Origin of the sequence: Sorangium aterium (genome assembly GCF_028368935.1) — a bacterium.
In the GTDB taxonomy this organism is placed as follows: domain Bacteria; phylum Myxococcota_A; class Polyangia; order Polyangiales; family Polyangiaceae; genus Sorangium; species Sorangium atrum.
This window is the reverse complement of record NZ_JAQNDK010000001.1, coordinates 1,394,322-1,417,277: the sequence shown is the minus strand read 5'-3', so window position 1 is coordinate 1,417,277 and position 22,956 is coordinate 1,394,322. Positions and strand designations below refer to the sequence as shown.

Sequence of the window (22,956 nt, the reverse complement as noted above, 5' to 3'; positions counted from 1 at the left end):
AAATTGGGCGGAGCATGGTCCCGTTCGCCAAGCTCCTACAGCGTTCGATGTGGATCGGGGAGCCGCGTTCGCCCTCCCCCGCAGGGGAGGGCTCGGCGCGCCGGCCGGGGCCTCGACGTCGGCCGGCGTCGCTCCTCCGCGGGGCGGCCCCGGCGAAGGTCGCGGCAACCATCGCGGCGGCGACCTTCGCGGTCGGCCTCGGCGCCGCGCTGCCCGCCGCGGTCTCGGGCTGCACGTCCGCCGCGCCGCCGCCCGCGGCCCCCGAGCCGTGCGACGTCCAGATCGTGACGCTCTCGATCTACGCGTCCGACAACATCAACCCCAACGAGAACGGGAACCCCCGGCCCGTGGTCGTGCGGCTCTACCAGCTGAAGAGCAGCGCGCGCATGGAGAACGCGACGTACGACCAGATCCTCCTCAAGGACAAGGAGACGCTCGAGGACGACCTCGCCAAGGTCGACGAGGTCGAGGTCTTCCCGAACGACCTCGTCGAGGTGAAGTTCGAGCGCCTGCCCGACGCGAGCCACCTCGTCGGCGCCGCCCTGTTCCACAGCCCGAAGGGCAACAGCTGGAAGACCTTCTACGAATTCCCGCTCCCGCCCGGAGAGGCCCAGTGCGGCGGCCGCGAGTCCGACGCTGGTCCGCCCGTGGCCGATCCGCGGGTCGCGTTCTTCATCGACTCGACAAAGATCGACAACGGGGTCGAGTTCGACGAGTCGATGTTCCCCAACGCGAGCGCCGTTCGCCGGCTCAGCCTGCCGAAGAAGGTGGCCGCGCCGGAGGCGCCCGCTCGCCCGGGGAAGTGATGGCCGTGGCGCGCGCAGGTCGTCCTCCCAGCTGCAGTCCACGCGACGTGCGCGACGTGACCGCGCGGTCCCCGTCGACGACGAGCGGTCCGATGCGCGCAGCGCAGCGTCGTCGCTCCCCGCGCCCGACCCGCTTTCGCGACGCCGCGCACGGCACATCTGATAAGACTGGACGGGCGACATGATTCACCCGCGCAAGCCGGTCTGGACCGAGGGGCTCTTCATGACCCCTCAGCACCTGCAGCAAACGGACGCCTACCACGAGACGCTGCTCCACGCGCGCCTCCACGCCGTCGTTGGCTATGACTGGGGCATCACGTCCGCCCAGTTCGATGAGCGAGCGCTCTCCGCTGGGCAGTTCAAGGTGGTCAAATGCCACGGCGTCTTCCCCGACGGCACGCCGTTCTTCATCGGCGATCGCGGCGAAGACCAGGTCGAGGCGCGGCCGCTCGAGGGCGCCTTCCCGGCCGCCTTGAAGACGCTCGACGTCTTCCTCGGCATCCCGAACCTGCGCGAGACCGCGGCGAACATCAGCCTGGACCCTGCGAAGGTAGGCCCCGCCCAGCGGTTCGTGGCCGCCCAGACGACGGTCCCGGACGTGAACTCCGGGCGCAACGAGCAGTCGGTCACCTGGGCCCGCACCAACCTGCGGCTCCTCTTCGGCACCGAGCCGCGCGACGCCTACCAGACCGTGCGCATCGCGCAGCTCGTCCGCGACAGCTCCGGCGCGATCGCCCTGCGGAAGAGCTTCATCCCGTCGGTCCTCCGCATCAACACGTCGGATCACATCATGTCCGGCCTCCGCCGCGTGCTCTCGGCGCTCGTCGGCAAGCAGAAGTCGCTCGTCGAGGGGCGGCGGATGCGGAGCGCGGCGTCGGTCGACTTCCAGGCCTCCGACCTCACCAAGTTCTGGCTGCTCCATACCCTGAACTCGTACATCCCGATCGTGTCGCACCTCGTCGACCACGGCGGCGCGCACCCGGAGCAGTGTTATGTCGTCCTCGGCTCGCTCATCGGAGAGCTCTGCACCTTTGCAGCGACCGACAGCGATCCGACGACGATCCCCAAGTTCAACTACCTCGAGCTCGATGGCGTCCTCGAGCCGATGTTCGACCGGGCCTGGAGGCTCATCAACGAGGTTGTCACGGAGCAGTTCGTCATCGTGCCGCTCGAGAAGCGCGAGGACGGCATGTACCTCGGCAGGTTCGAGGACCCGAAGCTGCCCCGCAGCCACGAGATGTTCCTCGAGGCGAAGGGCACGGACGAGGCCACGCTGCGCGAGCGGCTCCCGCGCCTGCTCAAGATCGGCTCGTGGACGCAGATCGGGCACATCCTGCACTCCGCGACGCCCGGCGTGAACGTCGCCATCGAGTACCGGCCGCCGGGCGCCATCCCGATCAAGCCGGGCCTCGTCTACCTCCGCGTCAACCAGAATGGCGATTACTGGAACGATATCCTCGGCTCTGGCACGATCGCTATCTACCAGCCGATCGAACCGCAAAAGGTCGATCTCCGGCTGATCGCCGTCCCGGCAGGAAAGTGAACGTGTCAGGCCGCCCCCTCCGGGTGAGGAGCCCATGAGCCTCTCGCAGACGATGTACTTTGTGTGCTCCGACGTGCTCTCGCTGATCCTGCAGCTCAGGAACTCGCGCGACCTCCCGGCGCCCGACATCCTCCAGCGGCGCGTCCTCGGCCTGTTCGACACGATGATGCAGAACGGGCGGGAAGCGCGCATCCCCGAGCAGGACATGATCGACGCGAAGTTCGCGCTCGCGGCCTTCGCCGACGAGGTGATCTTCAACTCGAACTGGCCGGGGAGGACGCAGTGGCTCCAGAACCCGCTGCAGTTCCAGTTCTTCCAGCTGAACACGGCCGGCGACGGGTTCTTCACGAACCTCGACAACCTCTACGGCCAGCGCGGCAGGAACCACGTCGCGCAAATCTACTTCCTCTGCTTGGCCCTCGGCTTCCAGGGGAAATATCGTCTGCGCCAGCAGGAGGGCCTCGGCGCCGTGATCGAGGGCGTGGGCAACCACGTCGCTGTCTCCGAGGGCGGCGGTGAGGTCCTCGCGCCGAACGCGGAGCGCAAGGACGGCGGGGCGAACGCGGTGCGCCGCGAGCTGCCCTACCTGGCCATCGCGCTCGGGCTGCTCGTGCTGGCCGTCCTCGTGGTCATCGTGCTCCGGCTCGTCGTGGCCTCGGACGCGGAGGGCGTGGCCGACCAGATCAAGAAGCTGATCAGCACGGGGACCTAGGCGACTCCGCCGTTCTCTGCTGTTCCCGAGGGAGACTTCCGATGTGGCTGTGGATCCTGAGCGCCCTGTTCCTCACCGCCGTGTGGGGAGTGTGGTTCATGCTGCGCCCGGCGGCAGGGGAGGGGGCCGAGGCGTTCCCGATCGAGATCCCGCTCGTGGCGACGGCGGTCGTCCTCGCGGTGCTCGTCGGGCTGGCGATCTATAGGCGCATCCGCGCGGCGCGCGCCGCGCGGGCGCTCGAGAAGGCGATCGCGCAGCAGGCGCAGGAGCAGGTGATCAACGCGAAGCCGGAGCGGCGCGCGGAGATCCAGGAGCTCAACCGGCAGATGCAGGAGGGCATCGCCGCGCTCAAGGCCTCGAAGCTCGGCGGGGGCAAGCGGGGCGCCGACGCGCTCTACGTCCTCCCCTGGTACGTGATGGTCGGCCCGCCCGGGGCAGGCAAGACCACTGCCCTCCGGCACTCCGGGCTCGTGTTCCCGTACGTCGACCCCGAGCGCACCGGCGTGCGCGGCGTCGGCGGCACGAGGAACTGCGAGTGGTGGTTCACGAACGAGGCGATCCTCCTCGACACGGCCGGCCGGTACACGACCGAGAGCGACGACCACGACGAGTGGATGGCGTTCCTCGAGACCCTGCTGCAGCACCGCGAGCACAAGCCGCTGAACGGCGTCATCGTCGCGGTGAGCCTGAGCGAGCTGCTCGACGCGAGCGACGAGCAGATCGATCAGACCGGCAAGAAGATCCGCGCGCGCATCGACGAGATGCAGCAGACGCTGCACATGGTCCTGCCGGTCTACGTGCTCTTCACGAAGAGCGACCTGGTGGCGGGCTTCACCGAGTACTTCGGCGACCTGAAGAAGAGCGAGCGCGCCCAGGCGTGGGGCGCCACCGTGCGGCTCGACGAGAACAAGGACGAGCCCGGGAAGATCTTCGACCGCGAGTTCGACGTGCTCGTCGAGAAGCTCCACGCGCGGCTGACGAAGCGGCTCATCGGCGAGCGCAACCGCGAGGTGAAGGAGAAGAGCTACCAGTTCCCGCTCGAGTTCGCGGCGGTGAAGCGCAACCTGTCGGACTTCATCGCGGCGGCGTTCGCGCCCAAGGCGGGCGCGGCGCCCACGCCGATCCTGCGCGGGTTCTACTTCACGAGCGGCGTCCAGGAGGGGCGGCCGCTCGACCGCGTGGTCGGGGCGATGGGGCGCGCGTTCGGGCTCCGCGCGGGGCTCGGCGAGGGCGAGGAGGACGCCGCGGTCCCGAAGGAGTCGAAGAGCTTCTTCCTGCACGACGTTTTCACCAACGTTGTCTTCCCGGATCAGGACCTCGCCGCGCGCTCCGAGGCGGAGCTTCGGCGGCGGCGGATGCAGCGGATCCTGGTCGCGGCGGCCGCGGCGCTCGTGGCGCTGCTGTTCCTCCTGCCGGCGCTGATCTCGTACTTCAACAACAAGGCGCTCGTCGCCGAGACCCGGCGCATCTCGGACGAGATCGCGTTCGTGGACTGGTCCGGGCGGGCCGGCACGCCGCCGAACGTGCGCGCGAACATCGACAAGCTCGATCGGCTGCAGGAGCACGTGGGGAAGCTCGACGGTTACGTCGAGAACACGCCGATCGAGTACGGCTGGTTCATGTTCCAGGGGGACAAGCTGTTCCCGCCGACGATGGGCCAGTACATCATGAGCTTGAAGCAGGGCTTCGTCAGCCCTGCGAAGGCGCAGCTCGAGGCGAAGCTCGAGAAGGTGCGCGAAGGGGAGTTCCTGGACGGCTACAACGCCCTGCGGAGCTATCTCCTGCTCGGCAAGGAGTACCAGGGCCACATGGATGAGCAGGCGGCGCGGTGGCAGACCGGGCGGCTCGTCCAGGTCTGGGCCGACACCCTGAAGCCGTTCACCGATCTGCCCGAGAGCGAGCTCAAGGAGCGGCTCACGCCGCACGTCGCGTATTACATCGACCTCGTGCGGCGGAAGAAGCTCGAGGCCGAGGAGCTGAACGAGCCGCTCATCGCCCGGGCGCGCGCCGACCTGCTGCGGGTCGACCCGACGAAGCGCTACTACGATCAGTTTGTAACGAGCCTGATCGATCAGAAGTACGACGAGTCGGGGCCGAACACGCCGGAGAACCTGAAGTACCCGCCGGTGTCGCTCAACGAGATGTTCGCGGATCGGTCCGAGGTGCTGACCGTCATCCACAGCGCGCAGAAGAACCGGGGCGGGACGTGGTTCGAGGTGCAGGGGCCCTACACGGCCAAGGGGCACGCGCAGGTGCTCGAGTCGCTGAAGGAGGGGAGGAAGAAGCTCGAGCGCGAGCTCTGGGTGCTCCCGCTGTCGAGCGACGAGAAGCGGCAGGGCGACCAGATCCAGAAGGAGCTCGACCGCGTCCGGCAGGACTACGACAACGCGTACATCGCGCAGTGGGAGGCGTTCTTCCGCGACATCCAGGTCGACGTCCCGAAGACGAACCGGGACGCGATCCACGAGTTCAGGGTGCTCTCCACGCCCGACTGGCCCTACCGGCGGCTGCTCCAGCGGCTCTCGGACGAGACGCAGTTCGGGAAGGACGAGAAGCCGAGCCTGCTGACGGCGGACGGCGGCCTGCTCGACAGGGCCAAGGACATGATCGCGCAGAAGGTCGATCGGCGGACGGGCGTGCGGGTCGACTCGATGCTCACGGGGAACCAGCGCGAGCACTACGATCCGGTGCCCGACAAGTTCGAGTCGATGGCCAGCTTCGGGGTGCCCCAGCCGCCGGCAGGCGAAGGGCAGCCCCCGCCGCCCCCGCCCAAGCTCGGCCAGTACGTGGGCCACCTCGAGCGGCTGGCAGGGGAGATGAGCGTCGTCGAGGACGGGCCGCCGGACGCGGACACCTCGAAGGCCACGGAGGCGTTCCAGGACGCGGTGAAGGAGACCCAGGGGCTGCTGCTCTCGATGGACCAGAACGGGCAGCGGCTGATGGAGCCGCTCCTCATGAACCCCCTCCGGCAGGCGTACAAGGCCGTCGTGCGGCGCGCAGGCGGCGCGGCGAGCGGGATCTGGGAGGTCGAGGTCTGGCCGCACTACCGCGACAAGATCAAGGACCGCTACCCGTTCAACCTCGCCTCGTCGCGCGACGCGTCGCTCGAGGACGCGATGGCCTTCTTCAAGCCGAAGGACGGGGTGCTCTGGGGCTTCTACGAGACGTACCTCAAGGGCTTCCACTACCAGGTCGGGCACGAGTTCTTCCCGAAGGCCCACCTGTCGGGGCAGCCGCAGGCGGCGAAGCCGTTCACGCCGTTCAGCGCGAACCTGTACAACTGCCTCCGGCGCTCGAACGAGATCTCCGACGCGCTCTTCGGGAGCAGCGGCGGGGCGGAGCCGAAGGTCGTCTTCCACATCAACATGAAGACGGTCAGCCCGATCGTGAGCGAGGTGGTCTTCGAGGTCGACGGCCAGAAGAGGCTCTATCGCAACGAGAAGGAGTTCTGGCACACCTTCAACTGGCCGGGCGAAGGCGCGAAGGGCGCGAGGATCCAGGTGCGCGGCGCGGGCGGGCTCGACGAGGAGCTCGTGCGCGAAGGGCCGTGGGGGATCTTCCGGCTCTTCGAGGCCGGGACGACCACCGCCCAGAAGGACAACGACGAGCTGTTCACGGTGACCTGGCAGATGACCGCGCCGCCTGTGATCGTGACCATGGAGATCCGGCCGACCCGCGGGAACCACCCGTTCCCGACGAGCTTCTTCCGGGCGACCAACTGCCCTGCCAGCATCGGCGATCGCTTCGGCAAAGGGTGAGGTAGACAGCAACGGAGCCAGCGGGGGAGGGGGTGTCGTGCGGGGGGCCGGCGGGGGCCCCTCCCGCGAACTCGCGCCTTTTGGGGGGCCGTTGCCGTGAGAACGGGGGAGCCGAGACCGGGCGCGAGGCGCTCCGATGCGGGCCGGCGCTCGGGTTCGCGGGGCCCTACCCCGCCGGCCCCCCGCACGACACCCCCTCCCCCGCTGGCTCTTTGTGAAAAGGGGGGAAGAGAGGGGCAAGGATCCTGGACGGGGGGACGGGTCGCGCGGACTGGAACGGAGCGTGCGGGGAGGGGGCCGGGCGCGCGGGGGCGGCGGGGGAGGGCCCCGCGAATCCGAGCGCCGGCCCGCGCCGGAGCGGGACGCGAATGATCTCGGCTCATCCGCGCATGTGGCAATGGCCACCAAAAGGCGCGAGTTCGCGGGAGGGCCCCCCGCCGCCCCCGCGCGCCCGGCTCCCTCCCCGCACGCTCCCCCGCAACCGGGAAGGTGGTAGCGCTCGGTGAGCGGTTCGTGGTTCACTCCCAGCAGTCATGTTCTGGCGCCGCAAGAAGGGCCCTGCCGCTCCGCCGCAGATCGGCTGCTTCGGCAAGCTGCCCGCCACGGGCGATTTCATCCGGCTGAACGCAGGCGGAGAAGAGCTCGCGGCCTTCGACCGCTGGCTGGGCGCGTCCATCGATTTCGCCCGGCGCGCCATGGGCGCCCATTTCGACGCGCACTACCAGACCGCCCTGGGCCTCTTCGTCTTCCACGGCGAACCGAAGGGCGACGAGCCGCCCACCCGCGGGCTCGTGGGCGCCTGGGCCGCCAGCGGCGATAACGCCGGGCGGCTCTACCCGATGGTGGTGTTCGGGTCCTACGATTACGATCAACTCGTCTCCGCCGGGCCGTCGCTCCCCATCACCCTCTTCCCCCTCCTCGCCGCAGCCCACGACGCCGCTGCGAACGGCAGGACCCTGCCCGTCGACGCCTTCCTCCACCGCGTCTCCCAGATCGCGCCGCCGTCGCTCGACGACCCCGACGCGGCGCACGCCGCCTACCGCGCGTGGCTGAGGACCCAGCCGATGAAGGCGCTCTGGGACGCCGGCTTCGGCACCGACGCGAGCCGCTTCTGGGTGCTGCAGAACATCCTCGACTCGGTGATCCCATTCCGCGGTCAGGAGCTCCCTAGGACAGGGCTCGCCCTCAGGCTGCCGCTCGGCGCAGGAGACGCCTACGCCGCCGCCGTGTGGATGGACATGACCCGCCGCCTGTCGAAATGGGGACGCACGCTGATGAACGCGTTCTGGACACCCCAGCGCACCCTGCTCCTCCACCTCGGTCCCCCCCACGTGGGCTCGTTCCGCGAGATGATCGCGCCGACCACCCAGGCCGAACACATCGCCGATCTCTGCGGACCTCCACGGGTCGAGGAGCACGTTTCCCGACATGCGCTCGGGCCGGAGCTCGACGCGCTCGTCGCCCGGACCGACCTGTCGCTCGACAGCTTCCTGGAAGCCCTCGGCTGAGCCGATGGCCGGGCCGAAGGCACCCGCTCCACCCCGCGCGCGGCCGCTCCGGTGCGCCGTCCGGCTCACCGCCGGAGCCGCCATGCAATCGTCGTCTGATTCGCCGTCCACACCCAGGACGCCTTGATATCCTGCGCGCCCCATGGCCGCTGAAGACGCCGTCCAACAATCCAAAGAGCGGATCGAGGCGCTGTTCGCGCCCATCAACGGCGGCGTCGGCGCCGACGTCACCTACGACGAGGCGTTCGAGGGCCTCAAGAACGAGGTCGACAAGCTGCAGTCGCTCGCGGGCGGCAAGGTCGACTGGGGGCGCATCGCGAGCGTCGCCGATGAGCTCCTGAGCGAGAAGTCAAAGGACTTCCGCGTCGCTCTCTACTACGCGGCGGCGAAGTCGCAGGTCGACAAGCTGCCCGGCCTGCTCGACGGGCTCGTGCTCGTGCAAGAGCTGAGCAACGCGTTCTGGGACACCATGTATCCCGCGATCAAGCGGCCCAAGGCGCGCGGCAACCTGTGCTCCTGGTTCGGAGACCTCGCGGCAGGGACGCTCTCCGGCCTCGCCGTCTCCGCCGCGGACCGCGACGTTGTGAACGCCATCGACCAGGTGAGCCGCGCCCTGGACGTCGACCTCGCCGACAAGCTCGGCGACGCCTACGGAGGGCTCGGCCCGCTGCGGAACGCGGTCCGCAGCCTCGTCGCGAGCCTGCCCGCGGAGGCGCCGCCGCCGCCTCCTCCTCCTCCTCCTCCGCCGCCTCCTCCTCCGCGGGTCGAGCCGCCGAAGGTCGAGGCACCGCCGGCGGCCACGCCGGCGGCCGCCGCGCCGCCGCCCGCGCCCGTGGCCGTGGCCGCCGCGGGCGATCCGGCGCTCAGCCTCGAGGCGATCGTCGACGAGGACTCGGCGCTCACCGCCCTCGGCAAGTGCTCGCCCCTGATGGCGCGCGCGGGCGACGCGCTCCGGGCGGCGGATCCGAAGCGGGCGTCCGCGTACCGCATCCTGCGGGTCGGGCTCTGGGTCGACCTCCTCGACGATCCGGGCGCGTCGTCTCCGACGGGCAGCACGGCGATCCCGCCGCCGCCCGAGCACGTGCTGCAGACGCTCCCGGCGCTCACGAGCCAGGGGGCGTTCGCCGATCTGCTGCAGGTCGCCGACGAGTACGCGCAGAGCTACCCTCTCTGGCTCGATCCGCACCGGTACGTCGCGAACGCGCTCGAGCAGCTCGGCGACGACTACGCCGACGCCAAGCGGGCGGTGCTCGTCGAGGTGGGCGCCCTGCTGCTCCGCGCGCCGCTCCTGCCGACCCTCAAGTTCAGCGACGGTACGCCGTTCGCGGACGGCGAGACGCAGGCCTGGCTCTCGTCCGAGGTCGCGGCCGCGCTCGGCGGCTCGGGTGCGAGCGGCGCCGCAGCCCCGGCGAGGCCGCGGAGCTACCTCGACAAACCGCTCTCCGAGGCCCGAGGGCTCGTCGCGAACCAGCAGCCCATCGACGCGATGGCGCTCCTCGAGAAGGCCGCGGCCGCGGCTCCGTCGGCGCTGGACCGCTTCCGCGTGAGGCTCGCGATGGCCCAGATCAACATCGAGCTGTCCCAGTTCCTCGTGGCGCGGGCGCAGCTCGAGGCGCTGGAGCACCTCGTCGACCACCACCGACTGACCACCTGGCAGCCGGATCTCTGCGCGGAGCTCTACGCCGCGCTGTACACGTGCTACCGGGTCCTGAACCAGGGCTACGAGGCCACCCCCGAGGCCAAGGCGAAGGAGACGCTCTGCTTCGAGCGGGTCTGCCAGCTCGACGCGGCGCTCGCCTTGAAGCTGTCGCTGGGGGAGTGAGCGGGATGCCGAGGAACCCAGGTTGGCGACGAGGGGCACGAGGGCGGATGCGCGTCGCGCCGAGAAGCTTGCCCGAGGGGCGGGGGTTTTGTTCTATGCTCGTTCGGCCTGCGGGCGCTCCGCCCGCTGCTGACGGGGAAAGGAGCCTGCGATGAGCGGATCGAAAGAGGGATCGGTCGCGCCGAAAGAGCGCGTGAACATCACGTACAAGCCGGCCACCGGGAACGCGAAGGAGGACGTCGAGCTGCCGCTGAAGCTCCTGATGCTCGGCGACTACACGCAGCGGCCGGATCCGCGGCCCCTCGAGGACCGCAAGCCCATCAACGTGGACAAGGACAACTTCCAGAAGGTCATGAGCGAGCAGAAGCTCGCGCTCACCTTCAACGTGAAGGACGTCCTGTCCGAGCAGGAGAACAGCGAGCTCACGGTCAACCTCAAGTTCCGCCGCCTGAGCGACATGGAGCCCGAGGCGATCGCGAACCAGGTGCCGGAGCTCAAGAAGCTGCTCGACTTGCGCGCCGCGCTGACGGCCCTCAAGGGCCCGCTCGGAAACGAGAAGGCGTTCCGCAACAAGATTCAGCAGATCCTGAGCGACCCGGCTCAGCGCAACAAGATCGTGAGCGAGCTCGGGCTCGACAAGGAAGGGGAGTAAGCGATGGCGACGGAGACACAGGCCGCGGGGAGCGCGGGCGTCCAGACCCTCGAGGGCGGGTCGCTGCTCGACGAGATCCTCGCCGAGACGAAGATGACGCCCGGCGATGAGGGGTACGATATCGCCAAGCGGGGCGTGCAGGCCTTCATCTCGGAGCTCGTCGCCCCGCGGCGCGAGGGGGAGAAGGTCGACAAGGCCTTCGTCGACGCGCTGATCGCGGAGATCGACGTCAAGCTGTCGCGGCAGATCGACGAGATCCTCCACAACCCGAGCTTCCAGAAGCTCGAGTCCGCGTGGCGCGGCCTCAAGTTCGTCATCGACCGGTGTGACTTCCGCGAGAACGTCAAGGTCGAGATGCTCAACTGCTCCAAGGAGGACCTCCTCGCCGATTTCGAGGACGCCCCCGAGGTGCCGAAGAGCGGCCTTTACAAGATCGTCTACTCGGCCGAGTTCGGGCAGTTCGGCGGCAAGCCGGTCGGCGCGATCATCGCGAACTACGAGTTCGGCCCGGGCCCGCAGGACATCGCGCTCCTGCAGAAGTGCGCCGCTGTCGCGACGATGTCGCACGCGCCCTTCATCGCGGCGGCCGGACCGCAGTTCTTCGGCCTGAAGGACTTCCAGGGGCTGCCCAACCTGAAGGACCTCAAGGCGCTCTTCGAGGGGCCGCAGTACACGAAGTGGAACGCGTTCCGCGAGACCGAGGACGCGCGCTACGTCGGGCTCGTGATGCCGCGCTTCCTGCTCCGCCTGCCCTTCGGCGCCAACACCGTCCCGGTGAAGGCGTTCAACTACGAGGAGGACGTGGTCGGCAAGCACGACGCGTACTGCTGGGGCAACGCGACGTACGCCTTCGCCACCCGGCTCGCCGACAGCTTCGCCAAGTACCGCTGGTGTCCGAACATCATCGGCCCCCAGGCGGGCGGCTCCGTCGAGAACCTGCCGCTCCACCAGTACGAGGCGATGGGCGAGATCCAGACGAAGGTGCCGACCGAGATCATGCTCACCGAGCGGCGCGAGTTCGAGCTCTCCGAGGAGGGCTTCATCGGGCTCACGTTCCGCAAGGACTCGGACAACGCCGCCTTCTTCTCGGCCAACTCCGCCCAGAAGGCGAAGTTCTTCGGGCAGAGCGACGAGGGCAGGGCGGCCGAGATGAACTACCGGCTCGGCACGCAGCTGCCGTACATGTTCATCATGTGCCGCATCGCGCACTACCTGAAGGTGCTGCAGCGCGAGCAGATCGGTACGTGGAAGGAGCGCGCCGATCTCGAGAAGGAGCTCAACGACTGGATCGGCCAGTACGTCGCCGATCAGGACGTCGTCTCCGCGGCGACGCGCGGGCGCAGGCCGCTCCGCAAGGCGAAGATCATCGTGACCGAGGTGCCGGGTAACGCCGGCTGGTACAAGGTCGACATGCAGGTGCGCCCGCACTTCAAGTACATGGGCGCGTTCTTCACGCTGAGCCTCGTCGGCAAGCTCGACAAGGAGTGAGCCGCCGGCCACGGCACCGCCGCCACGCGGCGGTGCCAGGCCGCGGCGCGGGGGGGCGAGGGCGCGCCGCCGGGGGGAATGTTACCTCCCACGGCGCGCTGGCCCACCGATCCCCGCTTGGACGAGCTCGCCTGCCGGCGTAGGCTCGCGCCCATGAGAACGCTCTCCAGGATCTGCGTTTACTGCGGGTCGAACCCCGGCGTATCGCCGGCCTACCGCGAGGCGGCCGTGCGGCTCGGTGAGCTCCTGGCGGCGAGAGGGATCGGGCTCGTGTACGGGGGTGGCCGCGTCGGGCTCATGGGCGCGGTCGCCGACGCGGCGCTCGCGCGCGGCGGTGAGGTGATCGGCGTCATCCCGGGGTTCCTCAACCAGCGGGAGATCGAGCACCGCGGGCTGACCGAGCTCCGCGTGGTCGAGACGATGCACCAGCGCAAGGCGGAGATGGCCGCCCTCGCGGACGCGTTCATCGCCCTGCCGGGGGGCGTCGGGACGCTGGAAGAGCTGTTCGAGGTGTGGACTTGGACGCAGCTCGGCTCTCAGGACAAGCCGGTCGGGCTGCTCGACGTGGCGGGGTATTACCGCCCGCTCATCGCGTTTCTCGATCACGTGGTGGCCGAGCAGTTCATGAAGCCGGCTCATCGCGCCGTGCTGCAGGTCGCCGACGATGCGCCGGCCCTCCTGGAGCTGCTGGCCGCGTGGCGCCCGAGCGCCGAGGCCAAGTGGATGACGCCCGGCGAACGGTAAGCCCATCGCTCGAGGTCCGGCTGAACCCTCCTGCCCGCCCTAGCAGGCGGCGCCCTGTCGGCGAGTAAGCAGCAAGGAGCGCGCCATGACCGCCGCTGCGGCGCCCGTCGGGCCACGAGCGGCCCTGTTCCGACGGTCGCTCTCGCTGCGAGCGCACGGCGTCAGCAGGAGCGATCTCTGCCGCCGTTGGCCCGCGTGCCGGCCGCTGCGCCTCGGCAGGCGCGCAGCCTCGGCGGTTCTGCGGGGACCAGGAGCGATGTGCATTCCGTCGATTCGAGCCTTCTTCTCTCGCCTCGCGCGCTGACGCGCGGACACGGAACGCGCGGACAGCGCCCTGCCGGAGAGAGCCCCCGGCAAGCATCCTGCATCCACAACCGTTCTCGCCTCCTGAGGCGCCTATCAGGGTGCAGCCCAGTTGCGGCTTTTGCGAGGCCCCAGCAGGAAACGCCTGAACGCGGCGCGTCTTGCTCATCCGTGACAGGTTCATCCGTATCGCGCTCACCGAGCACAACGCAGGCGAGAGCACCTCGCTGTTCGGCGCGCCGCGCGGGTCATGTAGCGGATTGGCGCAGTTTTCAAGGCCGTGACCTCGCCCGGTCGCGACGTGACGCGACGTGACGGTCGATGGCTCCATCCCGTCGCCGGCGCGTAACTTGCTAAGACCTGGCGCGGTACGATCCCAATCACAGAAATCGGAGACAAGATGAAGCAGGCCGGGCCGGATCTCCTCTGTTTCTCGCACCTGCGCTGGAACTTCGTCTTCCAGCGACCCAACCACTTGATGAGTCGCTTCGCGCAGGAGAGGCGGGTCTATTTCGTCGAAGAGCCCATGTTCGAGGACGGGCCCCCGAGGCTCGACGCGAGGCACGTCGAGGCCAATCTCACCGTCATCGTCCCCCACCTCCGCCGCCGCGCCGAGCCGGAGGAGGCCCTCGCGCAGCAGCGACACCTGCTCAACTCTCTCGTGCGGGAGCAGGACATCCGGCAGCCGATCCTATGGTTGTACACGCCGATGTCGCTGCCCATCGCCGCCGACGTGGAGCCATCGCTCGTCGTTTACGACTGCATGGATGAACTTTCCGCCTTCCGGGGCGCCCCGCCGCTGCTCCGGGATCGGGAGCGCGAGCTGTTCGCGCGGGCCGATCTCGTGTTCACCGGCGGCCAGAGCCTCTACGAGGCGAAGCGCGCCCACCACCCGTCGGTGTACGCCTTCCCGAGCAGCGTCGACGCGGCCCACTTCGCGAAGGCGCGCGGGCAGACCTCGGAGCCGGACGACCAGCGCGGCGTCCCGAGGCCGCGCCTCGGGTTCTTCGGCGTCATCGACGAGCGGCTCGACATCGATCTCGTCGCCCGTGTGGCCAAGGAGCGGCCCGACTTCCAGCTCGTGATGCTCGGGCCGGTCGTGAAGATCGACCCCGCCACGCTGCCCCGGCGGCCGAACATCCACTGGCTCGGCCAGAGACCGTATCAGGATCTCCCGGCCTATCTCCGCGGCTGGGACGTCGCCATCATGCCGTTCGCGCTCAACGAGGCGACCCGGTTCATCAGCCCGACGAAGACGCTCGAGTACCTCGCCGCGGGGAAGCCGGTCGTCTCCACCGCCATCCGTGACGTTGTCACGCCGTACGGCGACAAGAAGGCGGTCCACATCGCCGACGCCTCGACCTTCACGGCCGCGGTCGATGCGGCGCTCTCTGGGCCGCGGGAGGAGCACGTCGCGATCGCGGACGAGATGGTGAGCGCGACGTCATGGGACAGGACATGGCGATCGATGTCGACGCTCATCGCCGACACACTCCAATCCAAGCGTCCATCGGCCGCCCGGACGGGAGGGGACGTACCGTGTTCGACTACCTGATCGTCGGCGCCGGGTTCGCTGGCAGCGTGCTCGCGGAGCGCCTCGCCTCGCAGATGAACCGGTCGGTCCTCCTGTGCGACAAGAGGCCTCACATCGGCGGCAACGCGTACGACTGCTACGACGACGCCGGGATCCTCATCCACAAGTACGGTCCCCACATCTTCCACACGGCGTCGCCGCGCATCTTCCGCTACCTGTCGCAGTTCACCGGCTGGCGCCCGTACGAGCACCACGTGCTCGCGCACGTCGACGGCAAGCTCGTCCCGTTCCCGATCAACGTGGATACGGTCAACGCCCTCTACGGAACCAGCTACTCGCCCGCCGAGGTCGAGGCGTTCTTCGCGCGCGTCGCCGAGCCGATCAAGCACTGCCGCACCTCCGAGGACGCGGTCGTCAGCAAGGTGGGCCGGGAGCTCTATGAGAAGTTCTTTCGCAACTACACGCGGAAGCAGTGGGGCCTCGACCCGTCGGAGCTCGACGCCGCGGTCGCCTCGCGCGTGCCGGCGCGCACGAACCACGATTCCCGGTACTTCACGGACGAGTTCCAGGCGATGCCGCTGCGCGGCTACACGCGGATGTTCGAGAACATGCTCGACCACAAGAATATCCGTGTGCTCCTGAACACCGACTATCGCGAGTTCATGAACGAGGTGAGCTTCAGGGAGATGATCTATACCGGGCCTGTGGACGCGTTCTTCGACTTCCGCTACGGGAAGCTTCCCTACCGATCAATCGAATTCAAGTTCGATACGCACGACAGGGAGGTCTTCCAGCCGAACGCGGTCATCAACTACCCGAATGAGCACGACTACACCCGCATCACGGAGTTCAAGTACCTCACGGGGCAAGAGCACCCGAAGACGAGCGTCGTGTACGAGTTCCCGAGAGACGAGGGCGACCCCTATTACCCGGTGCCGCGGCCCGAGAACGGGGAGCTGTACCGGAAGTACAAGGCCCTCGCCGAGGCCACGCCGAACGTCCGCTTCGTCGGGAGGCTCGCGACCTACCGGTACTACAACATGGACCAGGTCGTCGGTCAGGCCCTCGCCACCTTCGACCAGATCCGCGAAGCCACGCTCGACGGCGCGGCGGTGACCGTCGCTGCCTGAACAGACCCATGTCTCGACAGCACCTCGCACAGATCGGTATTCCAGGTTCGGTGCCGCCGACGGCCGACAGCGGCGGCCAAGGTTACCCGCGCCCTCTGCTCCGGCGAGAAGGCTGGACCTCGCTGAACGGGCCCTGGGAGTTCGCGCTCGACCCCCGGGCGGAGTGGTCCTCCCCGGCCGACGCGCGCTTCGACCGGACGATCGAGGTGCCGTTCGCCCCGGAGACGCCGCGGAGCGGGATCGGCAACACCGGCTTCTTCAAGGCCTGCTGGTATCGACGGCGGGTCCAGGTGCCGGAGCTGGACGCGTCCGAGCGGCTCATCCTGCACTTCGGCGCCGTGGACTACCTGGCCAGGGTGTGGATCGACGGCAGCTTCGCCGGTGATCACGAGGGCGGTTACACGCCGTTCGAGATCGACATCACGGCGCACGCCAAGGGGCGCGAGGGCGTCACGATCGTGGTGCAGGCGTACGACGATCCGAACGAGCTCGCGAAGCCTCGCGGCAAGCAGGACTGGAAGCTCGAGCCTCACTCCATCTGGTACCCGCGGACGACGGGGATCTGGCAGACGGTGTGGCTCGAGCGCGTGCCGCGCATGCACGTCGATTACCTCAGGTGGACCCCGAACCTCGAGCGCTGGGAGATCGCGGTCGAGGTCCACGTGGCCAACGCGCCGGTGGAGGGCGCGCGCGTCGGGGTGCGGCTGCGGATCGGCGACATGACGATCGCGAACGATCAGTACACGGTCGTGGCCGGGGAGGTTCACCGGCGCATCACGCTCTCCGATCCGGGCATCGACGACTTCCGCAACGAGCTCCTGTGGTGCCCCGAGCGCCCGACGCTGATCGACGCCGACATCGTCCTCTACGATCAGGCCGGCATGGTGATCGACCGCGTGAAGAGCTACACGGCGCTGCGCTCGGTGGCCGTCCGCGGCGACCGCTTCCTCCTGAACGGGCGGGCGTACCTGCTCCGGATGGTGCTCGACCAGGGCTACTGGGACGGGACGGGGATGACCGCCCCCGACGACGAGGCGCTGCGCCGCGACGTCGAGCTCACGAAGCAGATGGGCTTCAACGGCGCGAGGAAGCACCAGAAGATCGAGGATCCGCGGTACCTGTACTGGGCCGACAAGCTCGGCCTGCTCGTCTGGGAGGAGATGCCGAGCGCCTACCGCCACACGCGCAGGTCGATCGAGCGGCTCGCGCGGCAGTGGCTGGAGGCGATCCGGCGGGATCTCAGCCACCCGTGCATCGTCGCGTGGGTGCCGATCAACGAGTCGTGGGGCGTCCCGAACCTGCCCGACAACGCGAACGAGAGGCACTACGTGCAGGCGCTCTATCACCTGACGAGATCGATGGACTACACGAGGCCGGTCATCGGCAACGACGGGTGGGAGAGCGTGGCGACCGACATCATCGGGATCCACGACTACGATCCGTCGCCCGAGCGCATCGCTGGCCGCTACTTTGCGCACGACGTGGTGCCCAAGCTGCTGAAGCGGGAGAGGCCCGGGGGCCGCGCCCTCGTGCTCGATCCGTCCGTCAGCCACGAGACCGCGATCGTGCTGTCGGAGTTCGGCGGGATCGCGGTCGCGCCCGTGAGCGGCGAGAGCGGCACGTGGGGGTACTCGGCGTGCAGGACCCCGGAGGAGCTCGCCGAGCGCTACACGGCGCTCATGAAGGTGATCAACTCCCTCGAGCTCCTGGCCGGCTTCTGTTACACGCAGTTCGCCGACACGTACCAGGAGGCGAACGGCCTCCTGTACGCCGACCGCACGCCGAAGTTCCCGCTGCACAGCATCGCGGCGGCGACGCAGGGGATCTCGCTGCTCGGCCCGAACGAGGCGCCCTCGGCGTCGATCGACGGGGGGATGGCGGACATGCCGGCGCTGGCGGACATGCCCGGGTTCGCGGACATGGGCGCGCCGCGATGACGGCGCGCGGGCAGGGTGGGGCGGGCCGTCGTGGAGGCCTACGGGCGCGCGCCGGACCGACGGGCGACGGTGCTGGCGGGGGGCTCGCCTCATGAGAGACGGCGCAGGGATCGCGCTCTGGGGCGGCGTCGAGTGCACGATCAACCGCGTCGGCGACCGGTACTTCGACCAGCTGGAGCGCACGGGCCACCACGAGCGCATCGCCGACCTCGACCTGCTCGCGGGGCTCGGCATGAGGGCCGTCCGGTATCCCGTCCTCTGGGAGCGCACGGCGCCGAGCGGCCTGCGGAGCGCCGATTTTTCCTGGGCAGACCAGCGGCTCCACCGGCTGAGAGAGCTCGGCGTCGACGTGATCGTCGGGCTCGTGCACCACGGCAGCGGGCCGCCGTGGACGAGCCTGATGGAGGACAGCTTCGCGAGCGGCCTCGCGGAGTTCGCCGGCGCGGTGGCGGAGCGCTACCCGTGGGTGCGCGATTTCACGCCGGTCAACGAGCCGCTCACGACCGCGCGCTTCAGCGCGCTCTACGGACACTGGTACCCGCACCGCCGGGACTCGGCCTCGTTCCTGCGCGCGCTGCTCGTGGAGACGCGCGCCACTGCGGCCGCGATGCACGCGATCCGGCGCGCGCGCCCGGACGCGCGGCTCGTGCAGACGGAGGATTTCGGCGCGACCGCCAGCACGCCCAGGCTCGCGTACCAGGCCGCGTTCGAGAACCACCGGCGTTGGCTGAGCCTCGATCTCCTGTGCGGGCGCGTGGGCGCCGCGCACCCCCTCCACCGGCACCTCCTCGACTGCGGCGCGACCGAGGAGGAGCTCGCGCAGCTCGCGGCGGAGCCGTGCCCGCCGGACGTGATCGGCGTGAACTATTACCTGACGAGCGAACGGTTCCTCGATCACCGCCTCGAGCTTTACCCCTCCTGGACGCACGGCGGGAACGGGCGCGATGCGTACGCCGACGTGGAGGCGGTGCGCGTGCGGGAGGAGGGGATCCTCGGACACCGCGACGCGCTGCGCGAGGTGTGGCAGCGGTACATGACGCCCATCGCGATCACCGAGGTCCACCTCGGGTGCACGCCGGAGGAGCAGATCCGCTGGCTGGTCGAGGCCTGGGAGGGCGCGCAAGCGGCCCGCGCGGAGGGCGCCGACGTGCGGGCGGTGACGCTGTGGTCGGCCTTCGGCGCGTACGACTGGGACAGCCTGGTCACCCAGGCGCGCGGCCATTACGAGCCGGGGGCCTTCGATGTGCGGGGGCCCGCGCCGCGCCCCACGGCGCTCGCGGTGGTCGCGAAGGAGCTCGCGTCCACCGGCCGGAGCGAGCACCCGCTCGCCGGGGCTCCGGGCTGGTGGGGCCGCGACGAGCGGCTGCTCTACGGGGCGCCGCGCTCCGCCGCGCGGGGCATCTACAGGCCGCGCGAGCGCCCGATCCTGATCACGGGCGCGGGCGGGGCGCGCGGCGCGGCGCTGACGCGCGCGTGCGAGGAGCGCGGCCTCCATGTCCGGGCCATGGCGCGCAGCGACCTCGACATCGCCGACGCGTCGGCCGTGGATCGCGCGCTCGTGGAGGTCGGCCCGTGGCTCGTGATCAACGCGGCGGGCTACACGCGCGTGCACGAGGCCGAGGACGAGATCGAGGCGTGCCGCCGCGCCAACGTGGTCGGGCCGACCCTGCTGGCGGAGGCGTGCCGGCGCCGCGGCGCGCGGCTGGTGATGTTCTCGTCGGCCTTCGTGTTCGACGGGAGCAAGCCCGAGCCGTACATCGAGGATGACCCGGTCGCGCCCATCAACGCGTGCGGCGAGGCGCAGGCGCTGGGGGAGAGGGGCGCGCTCGACGCGCTGCCGGGCGCGCTGGTCGTCCGCACGGGCAGCCTGTTCGGGCCGCTCGAGGCGCGCAGCTTCGCCGCGCTCGCGCTGTCGATCGTGCAGCGCGGGGAGCCCTTCCGCGCCGCGGACGATCTCTTCGTGTCGCCCACCTACCTGCCGCACCTGGCGCACGCGTGCCTGGATCTCGCGATCGATCAGGCCGAGGGCGTATGGCACGTTGCGAACGACGGGGTCCTGAGCTTCGCCTCCTGGGCGAGGATGATGTGCGACGCGCTCGGCCTGCCGTCGCGCGCGGTGCACGCCTGCCCCGCGCGCACCCTCGGGCTCCGGGCCAACCTGCCTCGCCAGGGAGGGCTCCACAGCCGCCGCCGCGCCGCATTGCCGTCCGTGCCCGAGGCCATCGAGCACTATGCCCGGCACCGGGCGGAACCGATGCTGGCGGCCGGATAGCGCTGGCCCGCGAGGCGCAATCGGAGGGGCGGCGGAGGGGCGGCGGAGGGGCGGTGTACGCGCTGCTCGCGTGCGCGGCGCTCTCCAGGCGAAGAAGCGCCGACGTCGAGCGCTCTCGTCAGACCACGCGCGCGAGGACCACGACCGAGTAGCCGACCGCCGGCTGCTTGCCGGGGTTGTTGTACGAGTGGCGCTGATCGCCGCGGAACACCGCGACGTCGCCCGCGCCGAGCGTGAACCGCTCGCCCCCGACCACGAGCAGCAGCCCCCCCGACTCGCACGTCAGGTACTCGCGGGTGCCCGGGGTGTGCGGGACGCCCGTCATCCGCCCGCCCGGGGGGATCTCGATGCGATCCATCTCCATGCCCGGGATCGGGTCCGGCAGGAGCTTGCGGACGAACGCCTGCCCGGGAGAGCGCGTGGGGAGCGTGTCGCGCGCGTAGAGCTGGCACGTGGCGCGGGGCGCGGAGAGCATCTCCTCGATGGAGACCTGGAGCGCGGCGGCGGCCCGGTGCAGCACGCCGAGCGTCGGGTTCGCCGCGCCGGACTCGAGGTGCGCCCAGGTCGCCCGGGGCACGCCGGCGAGCTTGGCCAGCTGCTGCTGCGTCAGCCCGCGCGCCTCGCGCAGCTGCTTGATGTTCTTCGCGAGCCGCCCCGAGAGCTCCGTGTCCTGGTCCATGACCGGAGATTAGCACTCTTCCAAGAGATTGGAGAGCGCTCCAACAAGAGGACCGGCGCGGATTAGGCTGGTGTCGAGGAGGAAGGCACCATGAACGACGAATCGACCGGAAGCGAGGCGCTGATCCAGGCCGGAGCGAGCTCCCGTCCGTCGCTCCCCCGCGCCGCGCGGGGCGAGCGGTTCGCGCCGCGGGCGGCGCTGGTCACCGGGGCGAGCCGCGGGCTCGGCGCCGCGCTCGCCCGGGAGCTCGCCCGGCAGGGCGCGAAGGTGGTCCTGGTGGCGCGCGAGCGCGTGGCGCTCGAGGCCGTCGCGGCCGAGATCGCCGCGCAGGGCGGGGAGGCGCACGCGCTCGCGGCGGACATCGGGGACAAGGGCCAGACGCACGCGATCGCCGGCGCGGCGGCGGCGCTGGTCGGGCCGATCGACCTGCTCATCCACAACGCGAGCACGCTCGGCAAGACGCCGCTGCCGATCCTGCTCGACACCGAGTGCGAGGATCTCGGGCGGGTGCTCGAGGTCAACGTGGTCGGCCCGTTCCGCCTGACGAAGGTGATCGCCGGCGCGATGGCGCTGCGGCGGCGCGGGGTCGTCGTCCACATCAGCTCGGACGCGTCGGTGAACGCCTATCCGCGGTGGGGCGCCTACGGCGCGTCGAAGGCGGCGCTCGATCACCTGAGCCGCACCTGGGCCGCCGAGCTCGAGGGCACGGGCGTCTCGTTCTACGCGGTGGACCCGGGCGAGATGAACACGCGGATGCACGCCGAGGCCATCCCCGACGCCGACCCGAGCACGCTGGCCGATCCTGCGGACGTGGCGAGGCGCGTCGTCGGGCTCGTCGGCCGCGCCGGCGAGGTGCCGAGCGGCGCGCGCGTAGAGGCCGCGCGGCTCCCGGAGGCGCCATGAGCCCCGCCACGTGGCCCCGCGAGAGCCCGCTGGAGGAGCGGCTCCTCCACGTGGACCCGCGAGAGGGGCGCCTGCGCGACGCGCGCATCGCCGATCTGCCCGCGCTCCTCGAGCCGGGTGATCTCCTGGTCGTCAACGACGGCGCCACGCTGCCGGCCTCGCTCCACGGCGCGACCGAGCGCGGTGAGGAGGTGGAGGTCCGCCTCATCGGCGAGCTGTCCGAGGGGCGCTATTCGGCCCTGCTGTTCGGCGCCGGCGACTGGCACACGCGCACCGAGGAGCGCCCGGCGCCGCCCGCCCTGGGCCCGGGGGACGCGGTGACGTTCGGAGACGATCTGTCGGCCGTGATCGAGCGGAGGACCGCGGCGCGCCTCGTGGAGATCGCCTTTCGGGAGCGGGGCGCCGCGCTCTGGTCGGCGCTCTACCGGAGGGGGCGCCCGATCCAGTATGCGTACGTCGCGGGCCCGCTCGAGATCTGGCATGCGCAGACGCGTTATGCGAGCCGGCCTCTCTGCGCCGAGCTCCCGTCGGCCGGGCGGCCGCTCGTCTGGGGGCTCTTGCTCGAGCTGATCCGCCGCGGCGTCCGGATCGCCTCGCTCACCCACGCCGCGGGGATCTCGTCGACCGGCGATCCGGCGCTCGACGCCTTGCTCCCGCTGCCGGAGCGCTTCGACATCCCGGAAGAGACGGTGGCTGCGGTGCGTGAGGCCAAGGCGAGCGGGCGCCGCGTCATCGCGGTCGGCACGACGGTGACGCGCGCCCTCGAGGGCTGCGCCGCCCAGCACGGGGGTGAGCTGCGGGCCGGGCCGGGGATCACCGATCTGATCCTTCACCACGGCTTCCGGCCGAGGGTGGTCGACGGGCTCCTGACCGGCGTGCACGATCCGACCGAGAGCCACTTCCGGCTCCTCGAGGCTTTCGCGCCGGCCTCGCTGCTCCACCGCGCGAACGCCCACGCGGAGCAGGCAGGGTATCTCTGTCACGAGTTCGGCGACTCCTATCTTGTCCTGAGCTGACCCGGGCGACGGAAAATCATCGCGCGGAAACGACGGCGAAACCCGTGTCCGCGCACTGTCATCGCGGTGCGCGCCGGCCTCGACCCGCGCGGTGGGCCTGACCGCAGCTGCCTTCCCGGCGCGCTCTCGTGCCGAGAGGGCGTGTGGTC

The 22,956-nt window shown here is 70.1% G+C and carries 16 protein-coding genes; 15 read left to right on the top strand and 1 reads right to left on the bottom strand.

Annotated features, from left to right (window positions below; all coding sequences use genetic code 11):
- The first annotated feature begins 47 nt into the window (after positions 1 to 47).
- The 13 genes from tssJ (at position 48) to POL72_RS05110 (ending at position 20,209) form a co-directional block, all read left to right on the top strand.
- Entirely contained in the window at positions 48 to 806 is a 759-nt protein-coding gene (gene tssJ / locus POL72_RS05170; RefSeq protein ID WP_272093892.1) for a type VI secretion system lipoprotein TssJ, read from the top strand.
- Between the two features lie 181 nt (positions 807 to 987).
- Positions 988 to 2,349, top strand: a complete 1,362-nt coding sequence (gene tssK, locus POL72_RS05165) for a type VI secretion system baseplate subunit TssK (protein WP_272093891.1) — start codon at positions 988 to 990, stop codon at positions 2,347 to 2,349.
- A 34-nt stretch (positions 2,350 to 2,383) separates the two neighbouring features.
- A complete protein-coding gene (locus POL72_RS05160) occupies positions 2,384 to 3,061 on the top strand; it encodes a DotU family type IV/VI secretion system protein (RefSeq protein WP_272093890.1) in 678 nt (225 codons plus the stop codon).
- Between the two features lie 41 nt (positions 3,062 to 3,102).
- Positions 3,103 to 6,819 carry a type VI secretion system membrane subunit TssM gene (gene tssM, locus POL72_RS05155; protein WP_272093889.1) on the top strand — a complete coding sequence of 1,239 codons (3,717 nt, stop codon included), beginning with the start codon at positions 3,103 to 3,105 and terminating at the stop codon, positions 6,817 to 6,819.
- 533 nt (positions 6,820 to 7,352) lie between these two features.
- The gene (tagF, locus tag POL72_RS05150) at positions 7,353 to 8,327 is read left to right on the top strand and encodes a type VI secretion system-associated protein TagF (RefSeq protein WP_272093888.1); all 975 of its coding nucleotides are present in this window, start codon (positions 7,353 to 7,355) and stop codon (positions 8,325 to 8,327) included.
- Positions 8,328 to 8,469: 142 nt separating this feature from the next.
- The gene (gene tssA, locus POL72_RS05145) at positions 8,470 to 10,149 is read left to right on the top strand and encodes a type VI secretion system protein TssA (RefSeq protein ID WP_272093887.1); all 1,680 of its coding nucleotides are present in this window, start codon (positions 8,470 to 8,472) and stop codon (positions 10,147 to 10,149) included.
- 151 nt (positions 10,150 to 10,300) lie between these two features.
- Positions 10,301 to 10,801, top strand: a complete 501-nt coding sequence (tssB, locus tag POL72_RS05140) for a type VI secretion system contractile sheath small subunit (protein ID WP_272093886.1) — start codon at positions 10,301 to 10,303, stop codon at positions 10,799 to 10,801.
- A gap of 3 nt (positions 10,802 to 10,804) precedes the next feature.
- Entirely contained in the window at positions 10,805 to 12,289 is a 1,485-nt protein-coding gene (gene tssC, locus POL72_RS05135; RefSeq protein ID WP_272093885.1) for a type VI secretion system contractile sheath large subunit, read from the top strand.
- A 153-nt stretch (positions 12,290 to 12,442) separates the two neighbouring features.
- Entirely contained in the window at positions 12,443 to 13,033 is a 591-nt protein-coding gene (locus POL72_RS05130; protein ID WP_272093884.1) for an LOG family protein, read from the top strand.
- A 703-nt stretch (positions 13,034 to 13,736) separates the two neighbouring features.
- Positions 13,737 to 14,891, top strand: coding sequence for a glycosyltransferase family 1 protein (locus POL72_RS05125; protein ID WP_272093883.1), 1,155 nt, complete (start codon positions 13,737 to 13,739; stop codon positions 14,889 to 14,891).
- Positions 14,876 to 16,000 (top strand): UDP-galactopyranose mutase, encoded by a 1,125-nt coding sequence (gene glf, locus POL72_RS05120; protein WP_272093882.1) that lies wholly within the window; start codon positions 14,876 to 14,878, stop codon positions 15,998 to 16,000. Before POL72_RS05125 ends, glf begins: the two co-directional genes overlap by 16 nt.
- Positions 16,001 to 16,008: 8 nt before the next feature.
- Positions 16,009 to 17,937 carry a glycoside hydrolase family 2 protein gene (locus POL72_RS05115; protein ID WP_272093881.1) on the top strand — a complete coding sequence of 643 codons (1,929 nt, stop codon included), beginning with the start codon at positions 16,009 to 16,011 and terminating at the stop codon, positions 17,935 to 17,937.
- Between the two features lie 91 nt (positions 17,938 to 18,028).
- A complete protein-coding gene (locus tag POL72_RS05110) occupies positions 18,029 to 20,209 on the top strand; it encodes a family 1 glycosylhydrolase (protein ID WP_272093880.1) in 2,181 nt (726 codons plus the stop codon).
- A 118-nt stretch (positions 20,210 to 20,327) separates the two neighbouring features.
- On the opposite strand, the gene POL72_RS05105 is transcribed toward POL72_RS05110, so the two are convergent.
- On the bottom strand, positions 20,328 to 20,888 hold the full coding sequence (locus POL72_RS05105) for an XRE family transcriptional regulator (protein WP_272093879.1): 561 nt from the start codon (positions 20,886 to 20,888) through the stop codon (positions 20,328 to 20,330).
- A gap of 90 nt (positions 20,889 to 20,978) precedes the next feature.
- On the opposite strand from POL72_RS05105, the gene POL72_RS05100 reads away from it, so the two are divergent.
- The gene (locus POL72_RS05100; RefSeq protein WP_272093878.1) at positions 20,979 to 21,791 is read left to right on the top strand and encodes an SDR family NAD(P)-dependent oxidoreductase; all 813 of its coding nucleotides are present in this window, start codon (positions 20,979 to 20,981) and stop codon (positions 21,789 to 21,791) included.
- Positions 21,788 to 22,807, top strand: coding sequence for an S-adenosylmethionine:tRNA ribosyltransferase-isomerase (locus POL72_RS05095; protein WP_272093877.1), 1,020 nt, complete (start codon positions 21,788 to 21,790; stop codon positions 22,805 to 22,807). Before POL72_RS05100 ends, POL72_RS05095 begins: the two co-directional genes overlap by 4 nt.
- The last annotated feature ends 149 nt before the right edge of the window (positions 22,808 to 22,956 follow it).